The 19,215-nt window shown below is 69.0% G+C and carries 15 protein-coding genes; 3 read left to right on the top strand and 12 right to left on the bottom strand.

Annotated elements, in window-relative coordinates; translation table 11 throughout:
• Positions 1–642 precede the first annotated feature (642 nt).
• The 3 genes from ACFWRT_RS15595 to thyX form a co-directional block, all read right to left on the bottom strand.
• Positions 643–2,328: a ribonuclease J gene (locus tag ACFWRT_RS15595; RefSeq protein WP_380951807.1), complete on the bottom strand. Its 1,686-nt coding sequence runs from the start codon at positions 2,326–2,328 to the stop codon at positions 643–645.
• A gap of 139 nt (positions 2,329–2,467) precedes the next feature.
• Positions 2,468–3,367, bottom strand: coding sequence for a 4-hydroxy-tetrahydrodipicolinate synthase (dapA, locus tag ACFWRT_RS15590; protein ID WP_380951808.1), 900 nt, complete (start codon positions 3,365–3,367; stop codon positions 2,468–2,470).
• Positions 3,368–3,519: 152 nt separating this feature from the next.
• Positions 3,520–4,257 (bottom strand): FAD-dependent thymidylate synthase, encoded by a 738-nt coding sequence (gene thyX, locus ACFWRT_RS15585; RefSeq protein WP_380951809.1) that lies wholly within the window; start codon positions 4,255–4,257, stop codon positions 3,520–3,522.
• A gap of 197 nt (positions 4,258–4,454) precedes the next feature.
• Here thyX and ACFWRT_RS15580 point away from each other — a divergent pair, with 197 nt between their 5' ends.
• Both ACFWRT_RS15580 and ACFWRT_RS15575 read left to right on the top strand, forming a co-directional pair.
• Positions 4,455–4,694 (top strand): hypothetical protein, encoded by a 240-nt coding sequence (locus ACFWRT_RS15580; RefSeq protein ID WP_015611849.1) that lies wholly within the window; start codon positions 4,455–4,457, stop codon positions 4,692–4,694.
• A 143-nt stretch (positions 4,695–4,837) separates the two neighbouring features.
• Complete coding sequence (locus ACFWRT_RS15575) at positions 4,838–5,389, top strand: hypothetical protein (protein WP_380951810.1); 552 nt, start codon at positions 4,838–4,840, stop codon at positions 5,387–5,389.
• Positions 5,390–5,470: 81 nt separating this feature from the next.
• Here the strand turns inward: ACFWRT_RS15575 and ACFWRT_RS15570 are convergent, their stop codons facing one another.
• The 6 genes from ACFWRT_RS15570 to eccD all read right to left on the bottom strand — a co-directional run bounded on the left by ACFWRT_RS15570 (position 5,471) and on the right by eccD (position 12,625).
• Positions 5,471–5,941 carry a tetratricopeptide repeat protein gene (locus tag ACFWRT_RS15570; protein ID WP_380951811.1) on the bottom strand — a complete coding sequence of 157 codons (471 nt, stop codon included), beginning with the start codon at positions 5,939–5,941 and terminating at the stop codon, positions 5,471–5,473.
• A gap of 11 nt (positions 5,942–5,952) precedes the next feature.
• Positions 5,953–6,705, bottom strand: coding sequence for a 4-hydroxy-tetrahydrodipicolinate reductase (gene dapB, locus ACFWRT_RS15565; protein WP_356073240.1), 753 nt, complete (start codon positions 6,703–6,705; stop codon positions 5,953–5,955).
• Between the two features lie 26 nt (positions 6,706–6,731).
• A complete protein-coding gene (locus ACFWRT_RS15560) occupies positions 6,732–8,111 on the bottom strand; it encodes a M16 family metallopeptidase (protein WP_380951812.1) in 1,380 nt (459 codons plus the stop codon).
• On the bottom strand, positions 8,108–10,324 hold the full coding sequence (locus ACFWRT_RS15555) for a polyribonucleotide nucleotidyltransferase (RefSeq protein WP_380951891.1): 2,217 nt from the start codon (positions 10,322–10,324) through the stop codon (positions 8,108–8,110). The genes ACFWRT_RS15560 and ACFWRT_RS15555 overlap by 4 nt, the downstream gene beginning before the upstream one ends.
• A gap of 313 nt (positions 10,325–10,637) precedes the next feature.
• Entirely contained in the window at positions 10,638–10,928 is a 291-nt protein-coding gene (rpsO, locus tag ACFWRT_RS15550; protein WP_003965855.1) for a 30S ribosomal protein S15, read from the bottom strand.
• A gap of 194 nt (positions 10,929–11,122) precedes the next feature.
• Positions 11,123–12,625, bottom strand: coding sequence for a type VII secretion integral membrane protein EccD (gene eccD, locus ACFWRT_RS15545; protein WP_380951892.1), 1,503 nt, complete (start codon positions 12,623–12,625; stop codon positions 11,123–11,125).
• Between the two features lie 320 nt (positions 12,626–12,945).
• Between eccD and eccCa the strand changes: the two genes are divergently transcribed.
• Positions 12,946–16,920, top strand: coding sequence for a type VII secretion protein EccCa (gene eccCa, locus ACFWRT_RS15540; protein WP_380951813.1), 3,975 nt, complete (start codon positions 12,946–12,948; stop codon positions 16,918–16,920).
• Positions 16,921–17,184: 264 nt separating this feature from the next.
• On the opposite strand, the gene ACFWRT_RS15535 is transcribed toward eccCa, so the two are convergent.
• From ACFWRT_RS15535 to ACFWRT_RS15525, 3 genes are all read right to left on the bottom strand, one after another.
• On the bottom strand, positions 17,185–17,484 hold the full coding sequence (locus tag ACFWRT_RS15535) for a WXG100 family type VII secretion target (protein ID WP_380951815.1): 300 nt from the start codon (positions 17,482–17,484) through the stop codon (positions 17,185–17,187).
• Between the two features lie 34 nt (positions 17,485–17,518).
• Positions 17,519–17,881, bottom strand: a complete 363-nt coding sequence (locus ACFWRT_RS15530; RefSeq protein ID WP_073882384.1) for a WXG100 family type VII secretion target — start codon at positions 17,879–17,881, stop codon at positions 17,519–17,521.
• Between the two features lie 73 nt (positions 17,882–17,954).
• Positions 17,955–19,211 (bottom strand): S8 family serine peptidase, encoded by a 1,257-nt coding sequence (locus ACFWRT_RS15525; protein WP_380951816.1) that lies wholly within the window; start codon positions 19,209–19,211, stop codon positions 17,955–17,957.
• Positions 19,212–19,215: the final 4 nt, after the last annotated feature.

Raw genomic sequence — 19,215 nt, 5'->3', positions numbered from 1 at the left:
TTTACCCGTGATCGGGTGCACACATCACGAGAGCGGAACAACCGGTCGGAATAAGACCCGTTGTTCACAGCGTCCTCGCTGTGTTTGTTGCCTGCGCCGGTGCCGCCGAAGCGGTCCGTGCAGGACTTTTCAAAGGAACCACCAACCTGCCGAAGCAGGCCGGGGTATCAACATATCTGGCGTTGACTTTTGGCACGCTGTTGAGTTCTCAAGGAACGGACGCTTCCTTCGGTCCCGTTTCACCGGGCCCCTCCGGGCGCTTCCCTTCGTGTTTCTTTGTCTTGCTGTCCTGCGTTTCCGACTCTATCAGACTCTTTCGTGTCCGATTCCCGGTCGAAGCGGGATGCTTTCGAGGTTCTTCGCTTTCGCGTTTTCCCTTTCCGGCGGTTCCAACTTTACCAGACTCTTTTTCGTTCCGTTTCCGGTCCGAATTCGATTTCCGGTGGCCTGTGGAGTGGCCTTGCCTTTCGGCGGATCCGACTTTATCAGAGATTCTGAGTCGGAATTCCCGTCCCAGTGGGGTGTCCCCGGCGCACGAGTGCGCGCGGTACTTCCCGGTCGAGCGGAGCCGTAAACGTACTGGAGCGGGGCGCCCCGATGCAAATCGAGGGGCCCCGCTCCCGTACGGGCTGGTCAGGAGGGTCAGACCTCGACGACGACCGGGAGGATCATCGGGCGCCGGCGGTAGGTGTCGGACACCCACTTGCCGACGACGCGGCGGACCAGCTGCTGGAGCTGGTGGGGCTCCATCACGCCGTCCTGGGCCGACTTGTCCAGGGCTTCCTGGATCTTCGGCGTGACTCCGACGAAGGCGCTGTCGTCGATGCCGGAGCCCCGGGCCTGGATGTGGGGGCCGCCCACGATCTTGCCGGAGGAGCTGTCGACCACGATGAAGACCGAGATGATGCCCTCGTCGCCGAGGATGCGGCGGTCCTTGAGGGAGGTCTCGGTGACATCGCCGACGGAGAGGCCGTCGACGTACACGTAACCGGCCTGGACCTTGCCGACGATCTTCGCCTTGCCGTCGATCAGGTCGACGACCACGCCGTCCTCGGCGATGACGATGTGGTCCTTGGGGACGCCCGTGAGGGCTCCCAGCTCGGCGTTGGCCCGCAGGTGGCGCCATTCGCCGTGGACCGGCATCAGGTTCTTCGGCTTGCAGATGTTGTAGAAGTACAGCAGCTCGCCGGCCGAGGCGTGGCCCGAGACGTGGACCTTGGCGTTGCCCTTGTGGACGACGTTGGCGCCCCAGCGGGTCAGGCCGTTGATCACGCGGTAGACCGCGTTCTCGTTGCCGGGGATGAGGGACGACGCCAGGATCACCGTGTCGCCGGGGACGATCCGGATCTGGTGGTCGCGGTTGGCCATCCGGGAGAGGGCTGCCATCGGCTCGCCCTGCGAGCCCGTGCAGACCAGCACGACCTCGTCGTCCGGGAGGTCGTCGAGGGTCTTCACGTCGACGACCAGGCCTGCGGGAACCTTCAGGTAACCCAGGTCACGGGCGATGCCCATGTTGCGGACCATCGAGCGGCCGACGAAGGCGACCCGGCGGCCGTACTCGTGGGCGGCGTCCAGGATCTGCTGGATGCGGTGCACGTGGCTGGCGAAGCTCGCCACGATGATGCGCTTCTGCGCGTTGGCGAAGACCGTGCGCAGGACGTTGGAGATGTCCCGCTCGGGCGGCACGAAGCCGGGGACCTCGGCGTTCGTGGAGTCCGAGAGGAGGAGGTCGATGCCCTCCTCGCTGAGACGCGCGAACGCGTGCAGGTCGGTGAGACGGCCGTCCAGCGGGAGCTGGTCCATCTTGAAGTCACCGGTGGCCACGGCCATACCCGCGGGAGTGCGGATGGCGACCGCGAGGGCGTCCGGGATCGAGTGGTTGACCGCGATGAACTCGCAGTCGAAGACGCCGATGCGCTCGCGCTGCCCTTCCTGCACCTCAAGGGTGTAGGGGCGGATGCGGTGCTCCTGGAGCTTCGCCTCGATGAGCGCGAGGGTCAGCTTGGAGCCGATGAGGGGGATGTCCGGCTTCAGGCGCAGGAGGTAGGGCACGCCGCCGATGTGGTCCTCGTGGCCGTGCGTGAGGACGATGCCCTCGATGTCGTCCAGCCGGTCCCGGATCGTGGTGAAGTCCGGCAGGATCAGGTCGATGCCCGGCTGCTCCTCCTCGGGGAAGAGGACGCCGCAGTCGACGATGAGCAGGCGGCCGCCGTACTCGAAGACCGTCATGTTGCGGCCGATCTCGCCCAGGCCGCCGAGCGGGGTGACCCGCAGGGCGCCCTTCGGGAGCTTCGGGGGGGTGCCGAGTTCAGGGTGCGGATGGCTCAAAAGACTCTCCTTAACCACACGCGCCACGTACCGCTGAGGCACGTGGCGCGCATGTCATTCGTGCACTTGCTGTTGTCTTGGGTCGTGCTCTTCGCGAGGTGCCTCGCTCGTTCTCTTCATTCAGTTGTGAAGTCTGTGGTTACAGCTGTACCCCGCCGGCTGCCAGGTCGATCTTGAGCTGGGCCGTCTCCTGGGCGGTGAGTTCCACCAGCGGAAGGCGCAGCGGTCCGGCCGGGAGGCCCTGGAGCGTCAGCGCGGCCTTGGTGGTGATCACGCCCTGGGTGCGGAACATGCCGGTGAAGACCGGGAGCAGCTTCTGGTGGATCTCGGTGGCCTTCTGGACGTCCCCGCCCAGGTGCGCCTCGACCAGCGCCCGCAGATCCGGGGTGACCACGTGGCCGACGACGGAGACGAAGCCGACCGCGCCGACGGAGAGGAGCGGGAGGTTGAGCATGTCGTCGCCGGAGTACCAGGCGAGGCCGGACTCGGCGATGGCCCAGCTTGCGCGGCCCAGGTCTCCCTTGGCGTCCTTGTTGGCGACGATCCGCGGGTGGTCGGCCAGCCGTACGAGGGTCTCGGTGTCGATCGGGACCCCGCTGCGGCCGGGGATGTCGTACAGCATCACGGGCAGGCCCGTGGAGTCGGCGATGGCCGTGAAGTGACGCAGGAGGCCTTCCTGCGGCGGCTTGTTGTAGTACGGCGTGACCGCGAGGAGCCCGTGGGCGCCGGTGCGCTCGGCGGTGCGGGCCAGGTCGACGCTGTGGCGGGTGTCGTTGGTGCCGATGCCGGCGACGACGTGCGCCCGGTCTCCGACCGCTTCGAGCACCGCCCGTACGAGCTGGTCCTTCTCCGCGTCACTGGTGGTCGGGGACTCACCGGTGGTGCCGTTGACGATCAGTCCGTCGTTGCCTGCGTCGACCAGATGGGCGGCGAGCCGCTGGGCGCCGTCGAGGTCGAGAGCGCCGTCCGCCGTGAGGGGCGTGACCATAGCGGTGAGGACCCGCCCGAAGGGGGTCTGCGGAGTGGAGATCGGAGCCATGGGTAACACGCTACTCGCTGCTCAGCGCGTGGTCCCCTCTAGGGGGACCGGGAAAGAGGAGCCCGGCACTGCCTGCTCGGGGGTTCAAGCAGTGCCGGGTCCGTTTGATCAGCCTAGATGAACTTCTCGAAACGCCGCAATACGGACACCGCTTACGGGGCTACTCGTCCATTTTTGTTGAAGGCCGCATGAGTGAGCGGCATGAGCCGCGCCCAGTGGGCTTCCATCTGCTCGCCGACCATCTCGATCTCGCGCTGCGGGAAGGACGGGACCTTCGCCAGCTCGTGCTGCGTACGCAGGCCGAGGAAGTGCATCAGGGAGCGTGCGTTGCACGTGGCGTACATCGTGGAGAAGAGACCGACCGGAAGGACCGCGCGGGCCACCTCACGGGCCACGCCCTCCGCCAGCATCTCCTGGTAGGCCGCGTAGGAGGCCTGGTAGGAGTCCTCCATGGCGCGGGTGGTGAGGTCGTACTGGGCCTCGGTGCCTTCGACGAACTCGTACTTGCCGGGGCGGCCCTGCTGGACCAGCTTGCGGGAGGTTCCGGGGACGTAGAAGACCGGCTCCAGCTCCCTGTAGCGGCCGGATTCCTCGTTGTACGACCAGCCCACGCGGTGCCGCATGAACTCGCGGAACACGAAGATCGGGGCGCTGATGAAGAAGGTCATCGAGTTGTGCTCGAACGGGCTGCCGTGCCGGTCCCGCATGAGGTAGTTGATCAGCCCCTTGGACCGCTCCGGGTCCTTGGTGACCTCTTCCAGCGACTGCTCGCCGGCGGTGGAGACCCGGGCGGCGAACAGGACGTCCGCGTCGCCCGCGGCGCTTTTCACCAGCTCAACGGTGACATCGCTACGGAAATGGGGCTTTGCGGGTTCGGGGGTGTCGGTCACCGGCGGGGGTCCTTCCAGGGGCGGCGCTCGGGCGGCGACCACTTTACGGGCCGGGTGGGTGACGCATGCACGCGGCGGCGTCGGGCAGCCGTTCGTGGAGTTCACCCAACAAGTACGGCGATTCGGGCACCGATCCGGCCGTTCGTACGTCTGACTCATTAGCAGCACCTGTCACACAGATCAAGGAGAGTTTCCTCATGTTCCGCCGGCGTGAATCCGTCCCGTTCTCGTTCGTCGCCGAGTCCGACCGGTTCCGCAGTAACGTCACTCCCCCTCCCGCCGTCCGTGCCAGCGTTCCCGAGCTGCTGGGGCGCTCGCTGATCGGGCTGACCGTGGTCGCCGGGCTCGTGGGCTCGCTGCTGCTGGGTCTTCCGGCGCTCGACTCCGGGCAGTCCGCCTCGCACGGCAAGCAGTCCGAGGCGTCGCAGGGCCGCTGAGTCCTGTCCCGGGGCGCTGGACTTACACGTCCCGGGGATGCTGGACTTACTCGTACGGACCCCCTGGGGTGGTCTGTTCGGGGGCGGCCTCGGTAGCCTCACCGGGCACAGCAATCGAGCGTGCTTGTGAGTGAGGATGAGTCGTGCCCCTGCCCTTTCTGACGGCCGACCGCGCATTCGATGCGAGCGCGGAGGACGTTGCGCTGCCGTTCGACGACCACGACAGCTGGCGGCGGCCCTACCGCCCCGGCCCGTGGCGGGTCGCGGCGGCGGCCGGTCAGCTGCTGCTGGCCTCGTTCGTTCTGCTCGCGGCGATGATCATCGCTTTCGCCGGAGCGCCCTCCGGGGCCCTGGTCTGTCTGCTGCTGGCCGGCGCGCTGATCGGTGCCGCCCTGCGGCTCCTGCGGGTCGGCGCCTGGGTGAGCCGGCACGGTGTGCGGCGCGTGGGGTTCCTCCGGACCACCACGGTGCCGTGGGGGGCCACCGCCTCCGTCCGTACGGTCCAGCAGCCCGTCAAGTGGCTGGGGCTGCCCCGTACGGTGCAGGGCCAGGCGCTGATCGTGGTCCGGCAGAACGGGGAGACGCTGCCGCCGCTGGCCTCCGACCACAACGCGGACTTCCTCGGGCGCGAGGAGGCGTTCGAGCGGGCCACGGATGCGGTGGAGGCCTGGGCGGATGAGTACCGGCACGGGTGAGCCGTTGCCGTGTGTACGTGGGTGAGCCCGGGGCCGGTTGTCGGTCCCGGGCTCACCTGCGTACAGGCGGGAAAGATGTCCTCAAGCGCCGGACGGGCTTGATGGTGCGGGCTCGCTGGTTCTGTGCAGGGCGATGGCCCTCTGCATCGCCTTGCGGGCCCTCGGGGTGTCCCTCGCGTCCTGGTAGGCCACCGCCAGGCGGAACCAGGCGCGCCAGTCGTCCGGGGCGTCCTCCGTCTCCTCGCGGCGCTTCGTGAAGACCGCGTCGGCGGCGTCGCGGTCGATCCGGCCGGACGGGGTGCGGGCCAGGTCGTCGACCGGGAGGCCGCCCTCGGCGTCCAGTTCGGCGGCGAGCGCGTTGGCGCGGCGGGCGAACTGGGTGTTCTTCCAGAGGAACCAGACGCCGATCACCGGCAGGATCAGCACGGCGACGCCGAACGTGACCGTGAGCAGTGTGCCGTGCCGGATGAGCATCAGGCCGCGGCCGCCGACCAGGACGAAGTAGAAAACCAGGACGGCGGCCGTGACGAAGTAGGTGATCTTTGCGCGCATGGTGGGCTCAGTCAGTTCAGGTCGAGGAAGTGTTCCAGGCCGAACGTGAGGCCGGGAGTGGTCACCACGCGGCGGGTGCCGAGCAGGATGCCCGGCATGAAGCTGCTGTGGTGGAGGGAGTCGTGGCGGATGGTGAGGGTCTCGCCCTCGCCGCCGAGCAGCACTTCCTGGTGGGCCAGCAGGCCGCGGAGGCGGATCGCATGGACCGGGACGCCGTCGACGTCCGCGCCGCGTGCGCCGTCCAGGGCGGTGGTCGTGGCGTCCGGCTGGGGGGCGGTGCCCGCCTTCGCGCGGGCCGCCGCGATGAGCTGGGCGGTGCGGGTGGCGGTGCCGGAGGGGGCGTCGACCTTGTTGGGGTGGTGGAGCTCGACGACCTCGACGGACTCGAAGTAGCGGGCGGCCTGCTCCGCGAACTTCATGGTCAGGACGGCGCCGATGGAGAAGTTCGGGGCGATGAGGACGCCGGTCTCCGGGGAGTTCTCCAGCCAGGCGGTGAGCTGCGCGAGCCGTTCGTCGGTCCAGCCCGTGGTGCCGACGACGGCGTGGATGCCGTGCCGGACGCAGAAGTCGAGGTTGCCCATCACCGATGCGGGGGTGGTCAGCTCGACGGCGACCTGGGCGCCCGCCTCGGCAAGCGCCTCCAGCTTGTCGCCCCGGCCCAGGGCCGCCACCAGCTCCAGGTCGTCGGCGGCCTCGACGGCTCGTACGGCCTCGGAGCCGATCCGGCCGTTCGCACCGAGAACGGCTACGCGCAGCTTGCTCATCTTGTCTTCCTTAAGGGATTAAGGGATTAGGAGACCGCTTCTTGCAGGCGGTCCGCCTGCTTGTCCTTGAGCGGGCCGATGACCGAGAGCGAGGGGCGGTGGGTGAGGAGCTCGCCCGCCACCTCCCGTACGTCGTCAGGAGTGACCTCGGCGATGCGGGCCAGCATGTCGTCCACCGACATCTGCTCGCCCCAGCACAGCTCGCTCTTGCCGATCCGGTTCATCAGCGCGCCGGTGTCCTCCAGGCCGAGGACGGTGGAGCCGGAGAGCTGGCCGATGGCGCGGGTGATCTCGTCGTCGTCCAGGCCGTGGGTGGCGACCTTGTCCAGCTCGTCGCGGCAGATCTTCAGGACGTCGTGGACCTGGCTGGGCCGGCAGCCCGCGTAGACGCCGAAGAGGCCGCAGTCGGCGAAGCCCGAGGTGTACGAGTACACGCTGTAGGCCAGGCCGCGCTTCTCCCGTACCTCCTGGAAGAGGCGCGAGCTCATACCGCCGCCGAGGGCTGTGTTGAGGACGCCGAGCGCCCAGCGGCGGTCGTCGGTGCGGGCGAGGCCGGGCATGCCGAGGACCACGTGGGCCTGCTCGGTCTTGCGGTTCAGCAGCTCGACCTTGCCGGCGGTGCGCAGGGTGCGGGAGCCCTCGCGGGGCGCCATGGGGACGGCATCCGTACGGGAGAGGGCGCCGGCCTTCTCGAAGGCCTTGCGGACCTGGCGTACGACCGTGGCGTGGTCGACGTTGCCCGCGGCGGCGACGACCAGGTGCGTGGGGTCGTAGTGCTTCTTGTAGAAGCGGGCGATCTGGCCGCGGTTCAGCGCGTTGATCGTGTCGACGGTGCCGAGGACGGGGCGGCCCAGGGGGGTGTCGCCGAGCATGGTGTGCGCGAACAGGTCGTGCACACAGTCGCCCGGGTCGTCCTCGGTCATCGCGATCTCTTCGAGGATGACGCCGCGCTCGGCGTCGACGTCCTCGGGGGCGATCAGCGAGCCGGTCAGCATGTCGCAGACCACGTCGATGGCGAGCGGCAGGTCGGTGTCGAGGACCCGCGCGTAGTAGCAGGTGTACTCCTTCGCCGTGAAGGCGTTCATCTCGCCGCCGACCGCGTCGATCGCGGAGGAGATGTCGAGGGCGGTGCGCTTGGCGGTGCCCTTGAAGAGGAGGTGTTCGAGGTAGTGGGTCGCGCCGTTCAGGGTGGGCGTCTCGTCGCGTGATCCGACGTTGGCCCAGATGCCGAAGGTGGCGGACCGGACGGAGGGCAGGGTCTCGGTGACGATCCGCAGACCGCCGGGGAGGACGGTGCGGCGGACGGTGCCGATGCCGCCTGTGCCCTTGAGAAGCGTTTGGGTACGGGCGACGGCCCGCCCCTTCGAGGAGGGGCGGGCCGTCGTCGCGGAACTACGGGACGTCACTTGTCGGTGTCGTCCTTCGTCTCGTCAGCCTCTTCACCCTCGATGACGGGGATGAGGGAGAGCTTGCCGCGGGAGTCGATCTCGGCGATCTCGACCTGGACCTTGGCGCCGACGCCGAGCACGTCCTCGACGTTCTCCACGCGCTTGCCACCAGCGAGCTTGCGGATCTGCGAGATGTGCAGCAGGCCGTCCTTGCCCGGCATGAGCGAGACGAACGCGCCGAAGGTGGTCGTCTTGACGACCGTACCCAGGTAGCGCTCGCCGACCTCCGGCATGGTCGGGTTGGCGATCGCGTTGATCGTGGCGCGGGCGGCCTCGGCCTGCGAACCCTGCTGGGCACCGATGTAGATGGTGCCGTCGTCCTCGATCGTGATGTCGGCGCCGGTGTCCTCCTGGATCTGGTTGATCATCTTGCCCTTGGGGCCGATGACCTCACCGATCTTGTCCACCGGGATCTTGACGGTGATGATCCGCGGGGCGTTCGGGGACATCTCGTCCGGGACGTCGATGGCCTCGTTCATGACGTCCAGGATGTGCAGACGCGCGTCACGGGCCTGCTTCAGCGCGGCGGCCAGGACCGAGGCGGGGATGCCGTCGAGCTTGGTGTCGAGCTGGAGCGCGGTCACGAACTGCTTCGTACCGGCGACCTTGAAGTCCATGTCGCCGAAGGCGTCCTCCGCACCGAGGATGTCGGTGAGGGCGACGTAGTGGGTCTTGCCGTCGATCTCCTGCGAGATCAGGCCCATGGCGATACCGGCGACGGCGGCCTTGAGGGGCACACCGGCGTTCAGCAGGGACATGGTGGAGGCGCAGACCGAGCCCATGGACGTCGAGCCGTTGGAGCCCAGCGCCTCGGAGACCTGGCGGATCGCGTAGGGGAACTCCTCGCGCGACGGCAGCACCGGCACGATGGCGCGCTCGGCGAGCGCGCCGTGGCCGATCTCGCGGCGCTTGGGCGAGCCCACGCGGCCGGTCTCGCCGACGGAGTACGGCGGGAAGTTGTAGTTGTGCATGTAGCGCTTGCGGGTCACCGGGGAGAGGGTGTCCAGCTGCTGCTCCATACGGAGCATGTTGAGGGTGGTGACGCCCAGGATCTGGGTCTCGCCACGCTCGAACAGCGCCGAGCCGTGCACGCGCGGGATGGCCTCGACCTCGGCGGCGAGCGTACGGATGTCCGTGACGCCGCGGCCGTCGATGCGGACCTTGTCCTTGATGACGCGCTCGCGGACGAGGTGCTTGGTCAGCGAGCGGTACGCGGCGGAGATCTCCTTCTCGCGGCCCTCGAAGGCCGGGAGCAGCTTCTCCGCGGCGATCTCCTTGACGCGGTCCAGCTCGGCCTCGCGGTCCTGCTTGCCGGCGATGGTGAGCGCCTGCGTCAGCTCGGAGGTGACGGCCTTGGCGAGCGCCTCGAAGACGTCGTCCTGGTAGTCGAGGAAGACCGGGAACTCGCCGACCGGCTTGGCGGCCTTGGAGGCGAGGTCGGACTGGGCCTTGCAGAGCGCCTTGATGAAGGGCTTCGCGGCGTCCAGACCGGCGGCGACGATCTCCTCGGTGGGAGCCTCGGCGCCGTCCTTGACGAGCTGGATGGTCTTCTCGGTGGCCTCGGCCTCGACCATCATGATCGCGACGTCGCCGTCCTCCAGGACGCGACCGGCGACGACCATGTCGAAGACGGCGTCCTCGAGCTCGGTGTGCGTCGGGAACGCGACCCACTGGCCCTTGATCAGGGCGACGCGGGTGGCGCCGATCGGGCCGGAGAAGGGCAGGCCCGCCAGGATCGTGGAGCAGGAGGCGGCGTTGATCGCGACCACGTCGTACAGGTGGTCGGGGTTGAGCGCCATGATCGTCTCGACGATCTGGATCTCGTTGCGCAGGCCCTTCTTGAAGGAGGGGCGCAGCGGGCGGTCGATCAGGCGGCAGGTGAGGATCGCGTCCTCGGAGGGCCGGCCCTCACGGCGGAAGAAGGAGCCGGGGATCTTGCCGGCCGCGTACTGCCGCTCCTCGACGTCCACCGTGAGGGGGAAGAAGTCGAGGTTCTCCTTGGGCCGCTTGGAAGCGGTGGTGGCCGACAGCACCATGGTGTCGTCGTCCAGGTACGCGACGGCGGAGCCGGCGGCCTGCTTGGCCAGGCGGCCCGTCTCGAAGCGGATGGTGCGGGTGCCGAAGGTTCCGTTGTCGATAACGGCCTCGGCGTAGTGGGTCTCGTTCTCCACTAGTGATTTCTCCATACTCGTCGTCTTTCGTCCTGGCGCCCGTATGGCGGAGGACGGTGCGGGAGAGGCGCACCGTGTGTGCGGGCCGGTCTTCGATCGAAGCTCCCGGGCATGTTCCCGGGGGCCACTACCGAGGACCGGCGGCGGCGTCGCTGCGCCTCTCCCTCGTGTGATGCGGTGGTGCGGTGTTACAGGTGGTGCGGTCTTACAGGTGTTCCGGTGTCCAGGTTACTGAGCTTGACACCGGTCGCGCACGTACGGCAAAGGGAGCGGTCCCCTCAGACGCGGGAACCGCTCCCTCTCCACGGCGTACTTACTTGGCGCCGCCGGCCGCACCGCGGCGGATGCCGAGGCGGTCGACCAGCGCACGGAAACGCTGGATGTCCTTCTTGGCCAGGTACTGCAGGAGGCGGCGACGCTGGCCGACCAGGATCAGCAGACCACGACGGGAGTGGTGGTCGTGCTTGTGCGTCTTGAGGTGCTCCGTCAGGTCCGAGATCCGGCGGGAGAGCATGGCGACCTGGACCTCGGGGGATCCGGTGTCACCCTCCTTCTGGGCGAACTCGGACATGATCTGCTTCTTCGTAGCGGCGTCGAGCGGCACGCGTACTCCTCTTGATGTTCGAAGCGCCCACGAGTGCCCCTGGTCTTGATCTCAGGGGAGCTTCCGTGACTCGGAGGCGAAGGTCCGATGAGCGCAGTCCCCAGGATGATCCGGAGAGGCGTACACAAACGGCCACTGGACAGACTACCAGCCATTCGGGTCACGCCCGGACGGGGCCGCCTGAGGACCGGCGGTCAGCTCGTGAGGGCGCGGATCGAGCGGTAGACGTCGAAGACCGCGAGGCAGAGCGGCAGCAGGGTGAGCAGGACGACCGTCTCGGCGATCTCCAGGAAGCGGCCCCAGAACGGGGTCACCCCCTTGCGCGGCACGATCAGGCCGATGGCGGTGATCAGGGCCGCGACGCCCGCGACGGCGGCGGCGAGCCACACCGTACGGATGTCCAGGGCGGCGCTGTCGCCGTCCAGCGCGTCATTGAGCAGGGTGAGCGGCGGGTTGAGGGAGAGGCCGAGGCCCAGGAGGACGAGGGAGCCGAGGCCCGCGGCGAGGGTGCAGCCGACCTGGGCGGTGTAGCGGAACAGGTGGGCGCGCATCAGCATGGCGACCCCGGTGGCCAGGGCGAGCAACTGGCCCCAGACGTTGTCCGAGAAGCCGAGCACCGCGGCGGCGGCCACGGCCACCAGGGCGCAGCCGCCGACCAGGCCGAGGAGCAGCTCGTGGCCGCGGCGCGCCTGGGCGGCGAGGCGTACGGCGTCGACCGGGCCCTGGGGCGCCGGCTCGGCGGTGCCGTAGTCGCCGACGGCGGAGCGGGGCGGTTCGAAGCCGATGGGGAGGCGGGCGAAGCGGGTGGAGAGGCCGGGCAGGAAGGCCAGGGCGCCCACGGAGAAGGGGGCGCAGACGGCGGCGGCCTCGATGGGGGCCAGCTCGGCCGTGATCGCGATGAAGGTGACGACGAGGCCGGTGGCGCTCGCGAAGACGAACGCGACGAACGGTCCGTCGCCGCCGGGCGCGGTGATCATGAGGATGACCGCGACGACCAGCACGGCGGCGCAGGCGAGCAGGAACTGCAGCCGTCCCACGCCCTGGCCCGTGCTGAGCGAGAGCAGTCCGGAACCGGCGACCGCGGCGTTCACCATCGCGCCGGTGCCGAGCGCGATGGACGAGCCCCGGTCGTCGTAGACGCGTGCGCGGACGCAGGCGAGGGCGAGCAGGAGCACGGCGGTGACCGCCGCCAGGATGCCCGGCAGCCCGTGCATGTCGTGCCGGGGGTCTGCGGTCCAGAGCACGAAGCCCAGCAGGGTCAGCAGGACGGAGCCGCCGAAGAGGCCGGCGCCGCGCATGAGGGAGTCGCCCCAGAGGGTACGGTCCTTGGCCACGGCGGTGGCGACGGCGTCGGAGACGTCGTCGAAGACGGCGGGCGGCAGGGACTCGGCGAAGGGCCGCAGGGAGAGCAGCTCGCCGTCGAGGATGCGATGGCCGGCCAGCGTACGGGCGCTGTTAAGGACGGTGCCGTCGCGGCGTACGAGGTGGTAGCCGACGGGGGCGCCGGGGGCGGGGCTCTGTCCGGAGAGCCGGAGGATCTCGGGGTAGAGGTCCGCGACGGGCACGTCCTCGGGCAACGCCACGTCGACCCGGCTGTCGGGTGCGACGACCGTGACCCGGCAGAAGCCCGTGCCGTTGCCGGACGGAACCCCGTGACTCGGCCGGCCGGTCGTGGTGGCTGCCGCTTGGGCCGTCATAGTCACCTGCTGCTCCCCCTGTTCGTTCTGGACTTCGGCGGCGGCGCTCCCAGGTGACCGCGGCCGCTGTTCACGGCTGTTCCGGAACCGCTGTGTGCCGTTCTGGAACTTCTGCCGGATACACCCCTGAGAGCGGTGGATCCCGCCCCGCGTCCCGAATGACCGTCTTCTTGCGGTAGTTAGCGGATGCGTATACGCATCGCGACACCCTACCGCCAAGCGGCCCCCGCTCCGCCAGTAGGATCCGTCCCGCGGATGGGGCCCGTCGCCACGGGGGCGCCGATAGGAACACTTCCGTCCGGCAAGGGAATTGGTGAGCTGTGAGCCAGATCGTCGTCAAGCGCCCACCGCGGGCCCTGCCCTCCGAAGTGCCGGTCGAGCAGGTGCAGTTGCAACCTCCGCCGGAGCTCCCCCGGGGCCAGCAGGAGGGGATGCTCATGCAGCTCCTGCCGATGCTGGGCATGGGTGGCTCGGTCGTCTTCTTCTTCATGACGGACAACCCGATCATGCGGATCATGGGCGTGATCATGATCGCCTCCACGGTGGCCATGGCGATCGCGATGATGGTGCGTTTCCGGCGGGGCACCCAGGGCCAGCTCGCGGACATGCGGCGGGACTACCTGAAGTACCTGACGCAGACGCGGCGCGTGGTGGTGAAGACGGCGCGCAAGCAGCGTGACGCACAGTTCTATCTGCACCCCTCGCCCGAGCAGTTGTGGGCGCTCGTCGCCGAGGGCAGCCGGGTGTGGGAGCGGCGGGTCGGTGACGCGGACTTCGCGCAGGTACGGATCGGGCTCGGCAGCCAGGAGCTGGCGACGCCGCTCATCGCCCCCGAGACGGCGCCGGTCGATGAGCTGGAGCCGCTGACGGCCGGGGCGATGCAGCAGTTCCTGACGACGCACTCGACACTGGACGGCCTGCCGATGGCCGTGTCGCTGCGGGCGTTCTACCACCTGACGATCGGCGGCCACGCCGAGTCCGCGCGCTCCTCGGCGCGGGCGATGGTCGGCGCTCTGGCCTCGCTGCACTCCCCCGAGGACCTGGTGATCGGGATCGCCACGGGCGCCGAGGCGGCCCAGCAGTGGGAGTGGGCGAAGTGGCTCCCCCACGTACAGGACAGGAGCGCGACCGACGGGGCCGGCAGCCGCCGTCTGATCACCGGCGGTGTGCTGGAGCTGGAGCAGCAGCTCGCGGCCCGGCTCGACGGCCGCCCCCGTTTCCAGCCCGGCGGCCAGCCGCTCCTGGAGCAGCCGCACGTCGTCATCGTCCTGGACGGTGATTCGGTGCCCCCGATGTCGGTGCTCGCCTCGGCCGAGGGGCTGCAGGGCGTCACGGTCATCGAGGTCGTGCCGGGCGAGGTGCAGGGGGCGCGCGGCGGCCTCTCCGTGGTGGTGCAGCCGCAGGCGCTGCAACTGGAGTCGGGGCAGGGGCTCGTCTACGAGGGGGTGCCCGACCTGCTGAGTTACGAGGCGGCGGAGGCGCTCGCCCGTCAGTTGGCGCCGCTGCACATGGCGACGGGCGGGGACGACGACGAGCCGCTGCTGGCCAACCTGGAGTTCACGGATCTGCTGAACCTCGGGGACGCGGCCTCCATCGAGGTGAGCCGGACCTGGCGTCCGCGCGCCCAGGCGGAGCGGCTGCGCGTACCGATCGGTGTCGGTGAGGGCGGCGCGCCGGTGATGCTGGACCTCAAGGAGGCGGCGCAGGAGGGCATGGGCCCGCACGGGCTGTGCGTGGGAGCGACGGGTTCCGGAAAGTCGGAGCTGCTGCGCACGCTGGTGCTCGGCCTCGCCGTCACGCACACCTCGGAGACCCTCAACTTCGTCCTCGCGGACTTCAAGGGTGGCGCGACCTTCGCCGGGATGGCGCAGATGCCGCACGTGGCCGCGGTGATCACCAACCTGGCGGACGACCTGACGCTGGTCGACCGTATGGGCGACTCCATCAGCGGTGAGCTCAACCGCCGCCAGGAGATGCTGCGCGACGCGGGCAACTACGCCAACATCCACGACTACGAGAAGGCGCGCGCGGCGGGTGCCCCGCTGCAGCCGATCCCCTCCCTCGTCCTGGTGATCGACGAGTTCAGCGAACTGCTGACGGCGAAGCCCGACTTCATCGACATGTTCGTGCAGATCGGACGCATCGGCCGTTCGCTGGGCGTGCATCTGCTGCTGGCCTCGCAGCGCCTGGAGGAGGGGCGGCTGCGCGGTCTGGAGACGTACCTCTCGTACCGCATCGGTCTGCGGACCTTCTCGGCGGCCGAGTCACGGGCGGCGATCGGGGTGCCCGACGCGTACCACCTGCCGAACGTGCCGGGTTCCGGGCTGCTCAAGTTCGGTACGGAGGAGATGGTGCGGTTCAAGGCCGCGTACGTCTCCGGGGTGTACCGGGCGGGGGGCCGGCCGGTCGCGTCCGGGGGGCCGCTGCCGGTGGACCGCAGGCCGGTTCCGTTCACGGCGGCGCCGGTGCCGGTGCGGTACGTGCAGCCGAGCCCGCAGGCCGGGGCGGGGGTGCCGGACCAGCGGGCGGGGGACGACGACGCGCTGGCGGACACGGTGCTGGACGTGATCGTGCGGCGGCTGGAGGGGCGGGGCGCCTCGGCACACCAGGTGTGGCTGCCGCCGCTGGACAACCCGCCGTCGCTGGACGAGATCCTGCCGGGGCTGACGGCGGTGCCGGGGCGCGGGCTGACGCAGCCCGGGTTCGAGGGGGCGGGGCGTCTCGTCGTACCGCTGGGCGTGATCGACAAGCCGTTCGAGCAGCGGCGCGACACGTTGTACCGGGACTTCTCCGGGGCGGCCGGCCACATGCAGATCACCGGTGGCCCGCAGTCCGGCAAGTCGACCCTGCTCCGTACGCTCGTCGCGGGCTTCGCGCTCACGCACACGCCGCAGGAAGTCCAGTTCTACGGGCTCGACTTCGGCGGTGGCGGCATGTCGTCCATCGCGGGCCTGCCGCACGTCGGCGGGGTCGCCTCGCGGCTGGACCCCGAGCGGGTCCGCCGTACGGTCGCCGAGGTGTACGGCATCCTGTCGCGGCGCGAGGAGTACTTCCGCAGCGCGGGCATCGACTCCATCGCCACCTTCCGCCGGATGCGGGCGCGCGGCGAGATCTCGGTGACGGACCAGCCGTGGGGCGACGTCTTCCTGATCATCGACGGCTGGGGCAACTTCCGTGCGGACTACGAGGCGCTGGAGAACGCCGCCATGGACATCGCGGCGCGGGGCCTCGGTTACGGCATCCATCTCATCGTCACCGCGTCACGGTCCATGGAGGTCCGGGCCAGCCTGAAGGACCACCTCATGAACCGTCTGGAGCTGCGGCTCGGCGACGTCATGGACTCCGAGCTGGACCGCAAGGTCGCGGTCAACGTGCCCGCGGGGGTGCCGGGTCGCGGGCTGACGCCGGAGAAACTGCACTTCATGGCGGCGGTGCCGCGGATCGACGGCATCAACTCCGACAGCGACCTCTCCGAGGCGACGGCCGCGATGAACGCGGAGGTCTCCCGCCACTGGACGGCTCCGCCCGCGCCGCAGGTGCGCCTGCTGCCGCGCTCCCTGCCGGCGAGCGAACTCCCGGCGGGCTACGCCGCTCCGGAGCGCGGTATCGCCTTCGGCATCGACGAGAACAACCTCGCGCCGGTCTTCGTCGACTTCGACCACGACCCGTTCTTCCTGATCTTCGGCGAGAGCGAGTCCGGCAAGTCCAACCTGCTGCGGCTGGTCATCAAGCAGCTCACCGAGCGGTACGACGGCGACACCTGCAAGCTCTTCGTCATCGACAACCGGCGCTCCCTGCTGGATGTGACCCCGGCGTCGCACCTGGCGGAGTACATCCCCATGTCCAACAACATGGACCACCACATGGTCGCGCTGCACGACCTCATGAAGCGCCGCACGCCCTCCGCCGACGTCACAGCCCAGGAGCTGCGGGACCGCAGCTGGTGGCGCGGCCCGACGGTCTACGTGATCATCGACGACTTCGATCTCGTCGCCACGTCGAGCGGCAACCCGCTGTCGTCCCTGACGGAGCTGCTGCCGTTCGCCCGCGACGTGGGCGTCCGCTTCATCATCGCCCGCAACACGGCGGGCGCGAGCCGGGCCCTGTACGACTCGTTCCTCCAGCGCATGACGGAGCTGGGCGCGCAAGGAGTGCTGCTGTCGGGCGACCCGATGGAGGGCGACATCCTCGGCGGCGTACGCCCGCGGCCGATGCCGGCGGGGCGGGGCCTGTTCGTCACCCGGCGGCGGGGGAACCCGCTGGTGCAGACGGGGTTGGTGGAGGGGGGACGGTAGGTCGGGGGGCGGTAGGTCGGGGGGCGGTAGGTCGGGGGGCGGTAGGCGCGGACGCCGTCGAGTACGCGGGAGGGGGCGCTGGGTGTCCAGCGCCCCCTCCCTCTTCTTCGTCGCTCTGCACCGCTCTGCGCACCGCCGTGCGCCGCTCGGCATCACCCGTGCTGACGTGGAGCGGACATGCATGCGTCAGGGTGGACACCTCCCGCGCGTGTCCACCCTGATGTGCTGCTGAGCATGGGCAGCCTGCTTCTCCAGCCGGATCGGCTAGTGGAAGTTGGCCGCCGCACGCTTGTCACCGCTGCGGTAGGCCGTCTCCGCGTCGCGCACGGCGCGGGAGATCTGGGCGAGGTTCTCCTTGATGCCCGTCGCCTGCACGTCCCAGCGGCCCTGCGCGTCGCGGTAGGCGGTCTTGGCTTCGCCCTCCCACAGCTCCGAGACCGAGGCGATCATGGTCTTGATCGCCCGGAGGTCCTGGTCGAGCTGCTTGGCCTGGCGATCGATCGACGCGGCCGCGAGATCGAGGCTGGCATAAGTGACGACCGTCGTACCGTCGTTGGTGGCCATGTGGTCCTCCTTCAGTCGAGTTACGGAATACGGGTCAGAAGTTGTTGAGGTTCGAGGTCCGGGCCGTGGCCGCGGCGTCGCCCGAGTAGCCGTCGACGACGTCCACGCCCATGAGGGCAGCCTTGATCTCTTCCTCGTTGTTGCCGGAAATGGTGCGGGCGGCCTTGATGGCCTCCTGGAAGCGCAGCAGCTCGTTGCCGATGCCGACCATGTTGTTGTTGATCTGGACCTGCTTCTGGTTGAACGCTCCGGCGCCGATGCCCTTCCAGGCACCTTCCAGGCTGTCGATCGTGGCGTTCAGCTGCTTGAGCTGGCCCTTCACCGACTCGAACCTTTCGGTGAGGTCACCCTCGAGCCTGAGTAGGGCTGCCGCTGAGACTTTCTGGTCTGCCGACATGGCTTTCCTTTCCTTCCGGTGGATTGTGCGAGCCGGCATGGTTCGCCGGCCGGTACATGTGCGGAACCTGTGGTCAGGCCGCGCCGCGTCTGCGGACGACGGCGAAGACCACTGCCCCGAGGACGGCCACGCCTGCGATGCCGCCGACGATCAGGCCCAGGGGGGCGCCGCCGTCCGACGCCGCCGCCTCGCTGTCGTCCGCTGCGACGGTCTCGTCGACCTTGTCGGTCTGCCCGTTCTGGGCGGGCTCCTGGGAGGCGGGGGTGGACGGCGTGGAGGAGGGGTCGGGGGAGGCCGGGGAGCCGCCGGTCCGCTCCTCGGTGAGGGGGCTGATGTCCGGGTCTCCGGGGTCGCCCTTGCCCTTGAGGATGTTCATCGCGGGGCGGATGAGGCCGTGGCCGAGGTAGGCGCTGCGGTCGCCCTTCTTCCACGTGCGACTAGCCGTGTCGAAAAGCACGTTGAGTACTTGGTTAGCGGTCCAGTCGGGGTGGGCGGACCAGACGAGGGCGGCGGAGGCGGAGGCGATGGCGGTGGCAGAGCTGGTTCCGCCGTCTCCGTCGCAGTAGCTCTGGAAGGAGTTGTCGCACCACCGCGGAAGCGTCTTCCCGGGAGCAGCGATGTCCACTGTATTCCCGTTCTGCGAAGATTCCGCGACTTTCCCCTGCTTATCCGCTGCGGCGATACCTACTACCTGACGGTACGCTGCCGGGTACGCGTCTCTGTTACGCCCTTGACCATCGTTCCCAACCGCAGCGAAGAACAGTTTGCCTTTGCTCTCAACGTACTTGGCCGCCTCACGCTCCTGTTCCGTGGAGTACGGACTGCTGAACGACATACTGATGATCTTTGCGTCGCTGTCAGCAGCGGCACGAATGGCGTCCGCCCAGTCGTGAACGTTGGAGGAGTGCTTCTTTTGAAAGTCGCTGTCTCCAATACGCATCGGGATGATCTTTGCGCCCGGGGCAAGGCCCTTGATTCCACCGCCCTTCCCCGTTCCCGCAATCAACTCAGCCATCGTCGTGCCATGACCGCTGTAGTCGTCGTTCTCATCCCCCTCGGCGCCCGTGGCGTCGAAGCCCTTGAGCGTCTGTCCTTGCAGGGATGGAGTGGACGCATTGACACCCGTGTCGATGACAGCAAGTTTGATGCCTTCGCCGGTCGTGACTTTCCACATTTCCTCAGCCTGCATGGCCTTCAGGTACCACTGCTTGGACTGCACGTCCACTGCTGCGGCAGGCTGTGCCACGCCGACGAAGACCAAGCTCCACGAAGCTGTCACAGCCAGTGCGCTGAGTACACGCTTCTGGGGTCGGCCCATTCCTGCTGTCATTCCG

This window comes from Streptomyces cyaneofuscatus, assembly GCF_042718795.1.
Lineage (GTDB): Bacteria > Actinomycetota > Actinomycetes > Streptomycetales > Streptomycetaceae > Streptomyces > Streptomyces cyaneofuscatus_A.
Note: the sequence above shows the minus strand (reverse complement) of the source record. Positions and strands in the feature narration are given on the sequence as shown.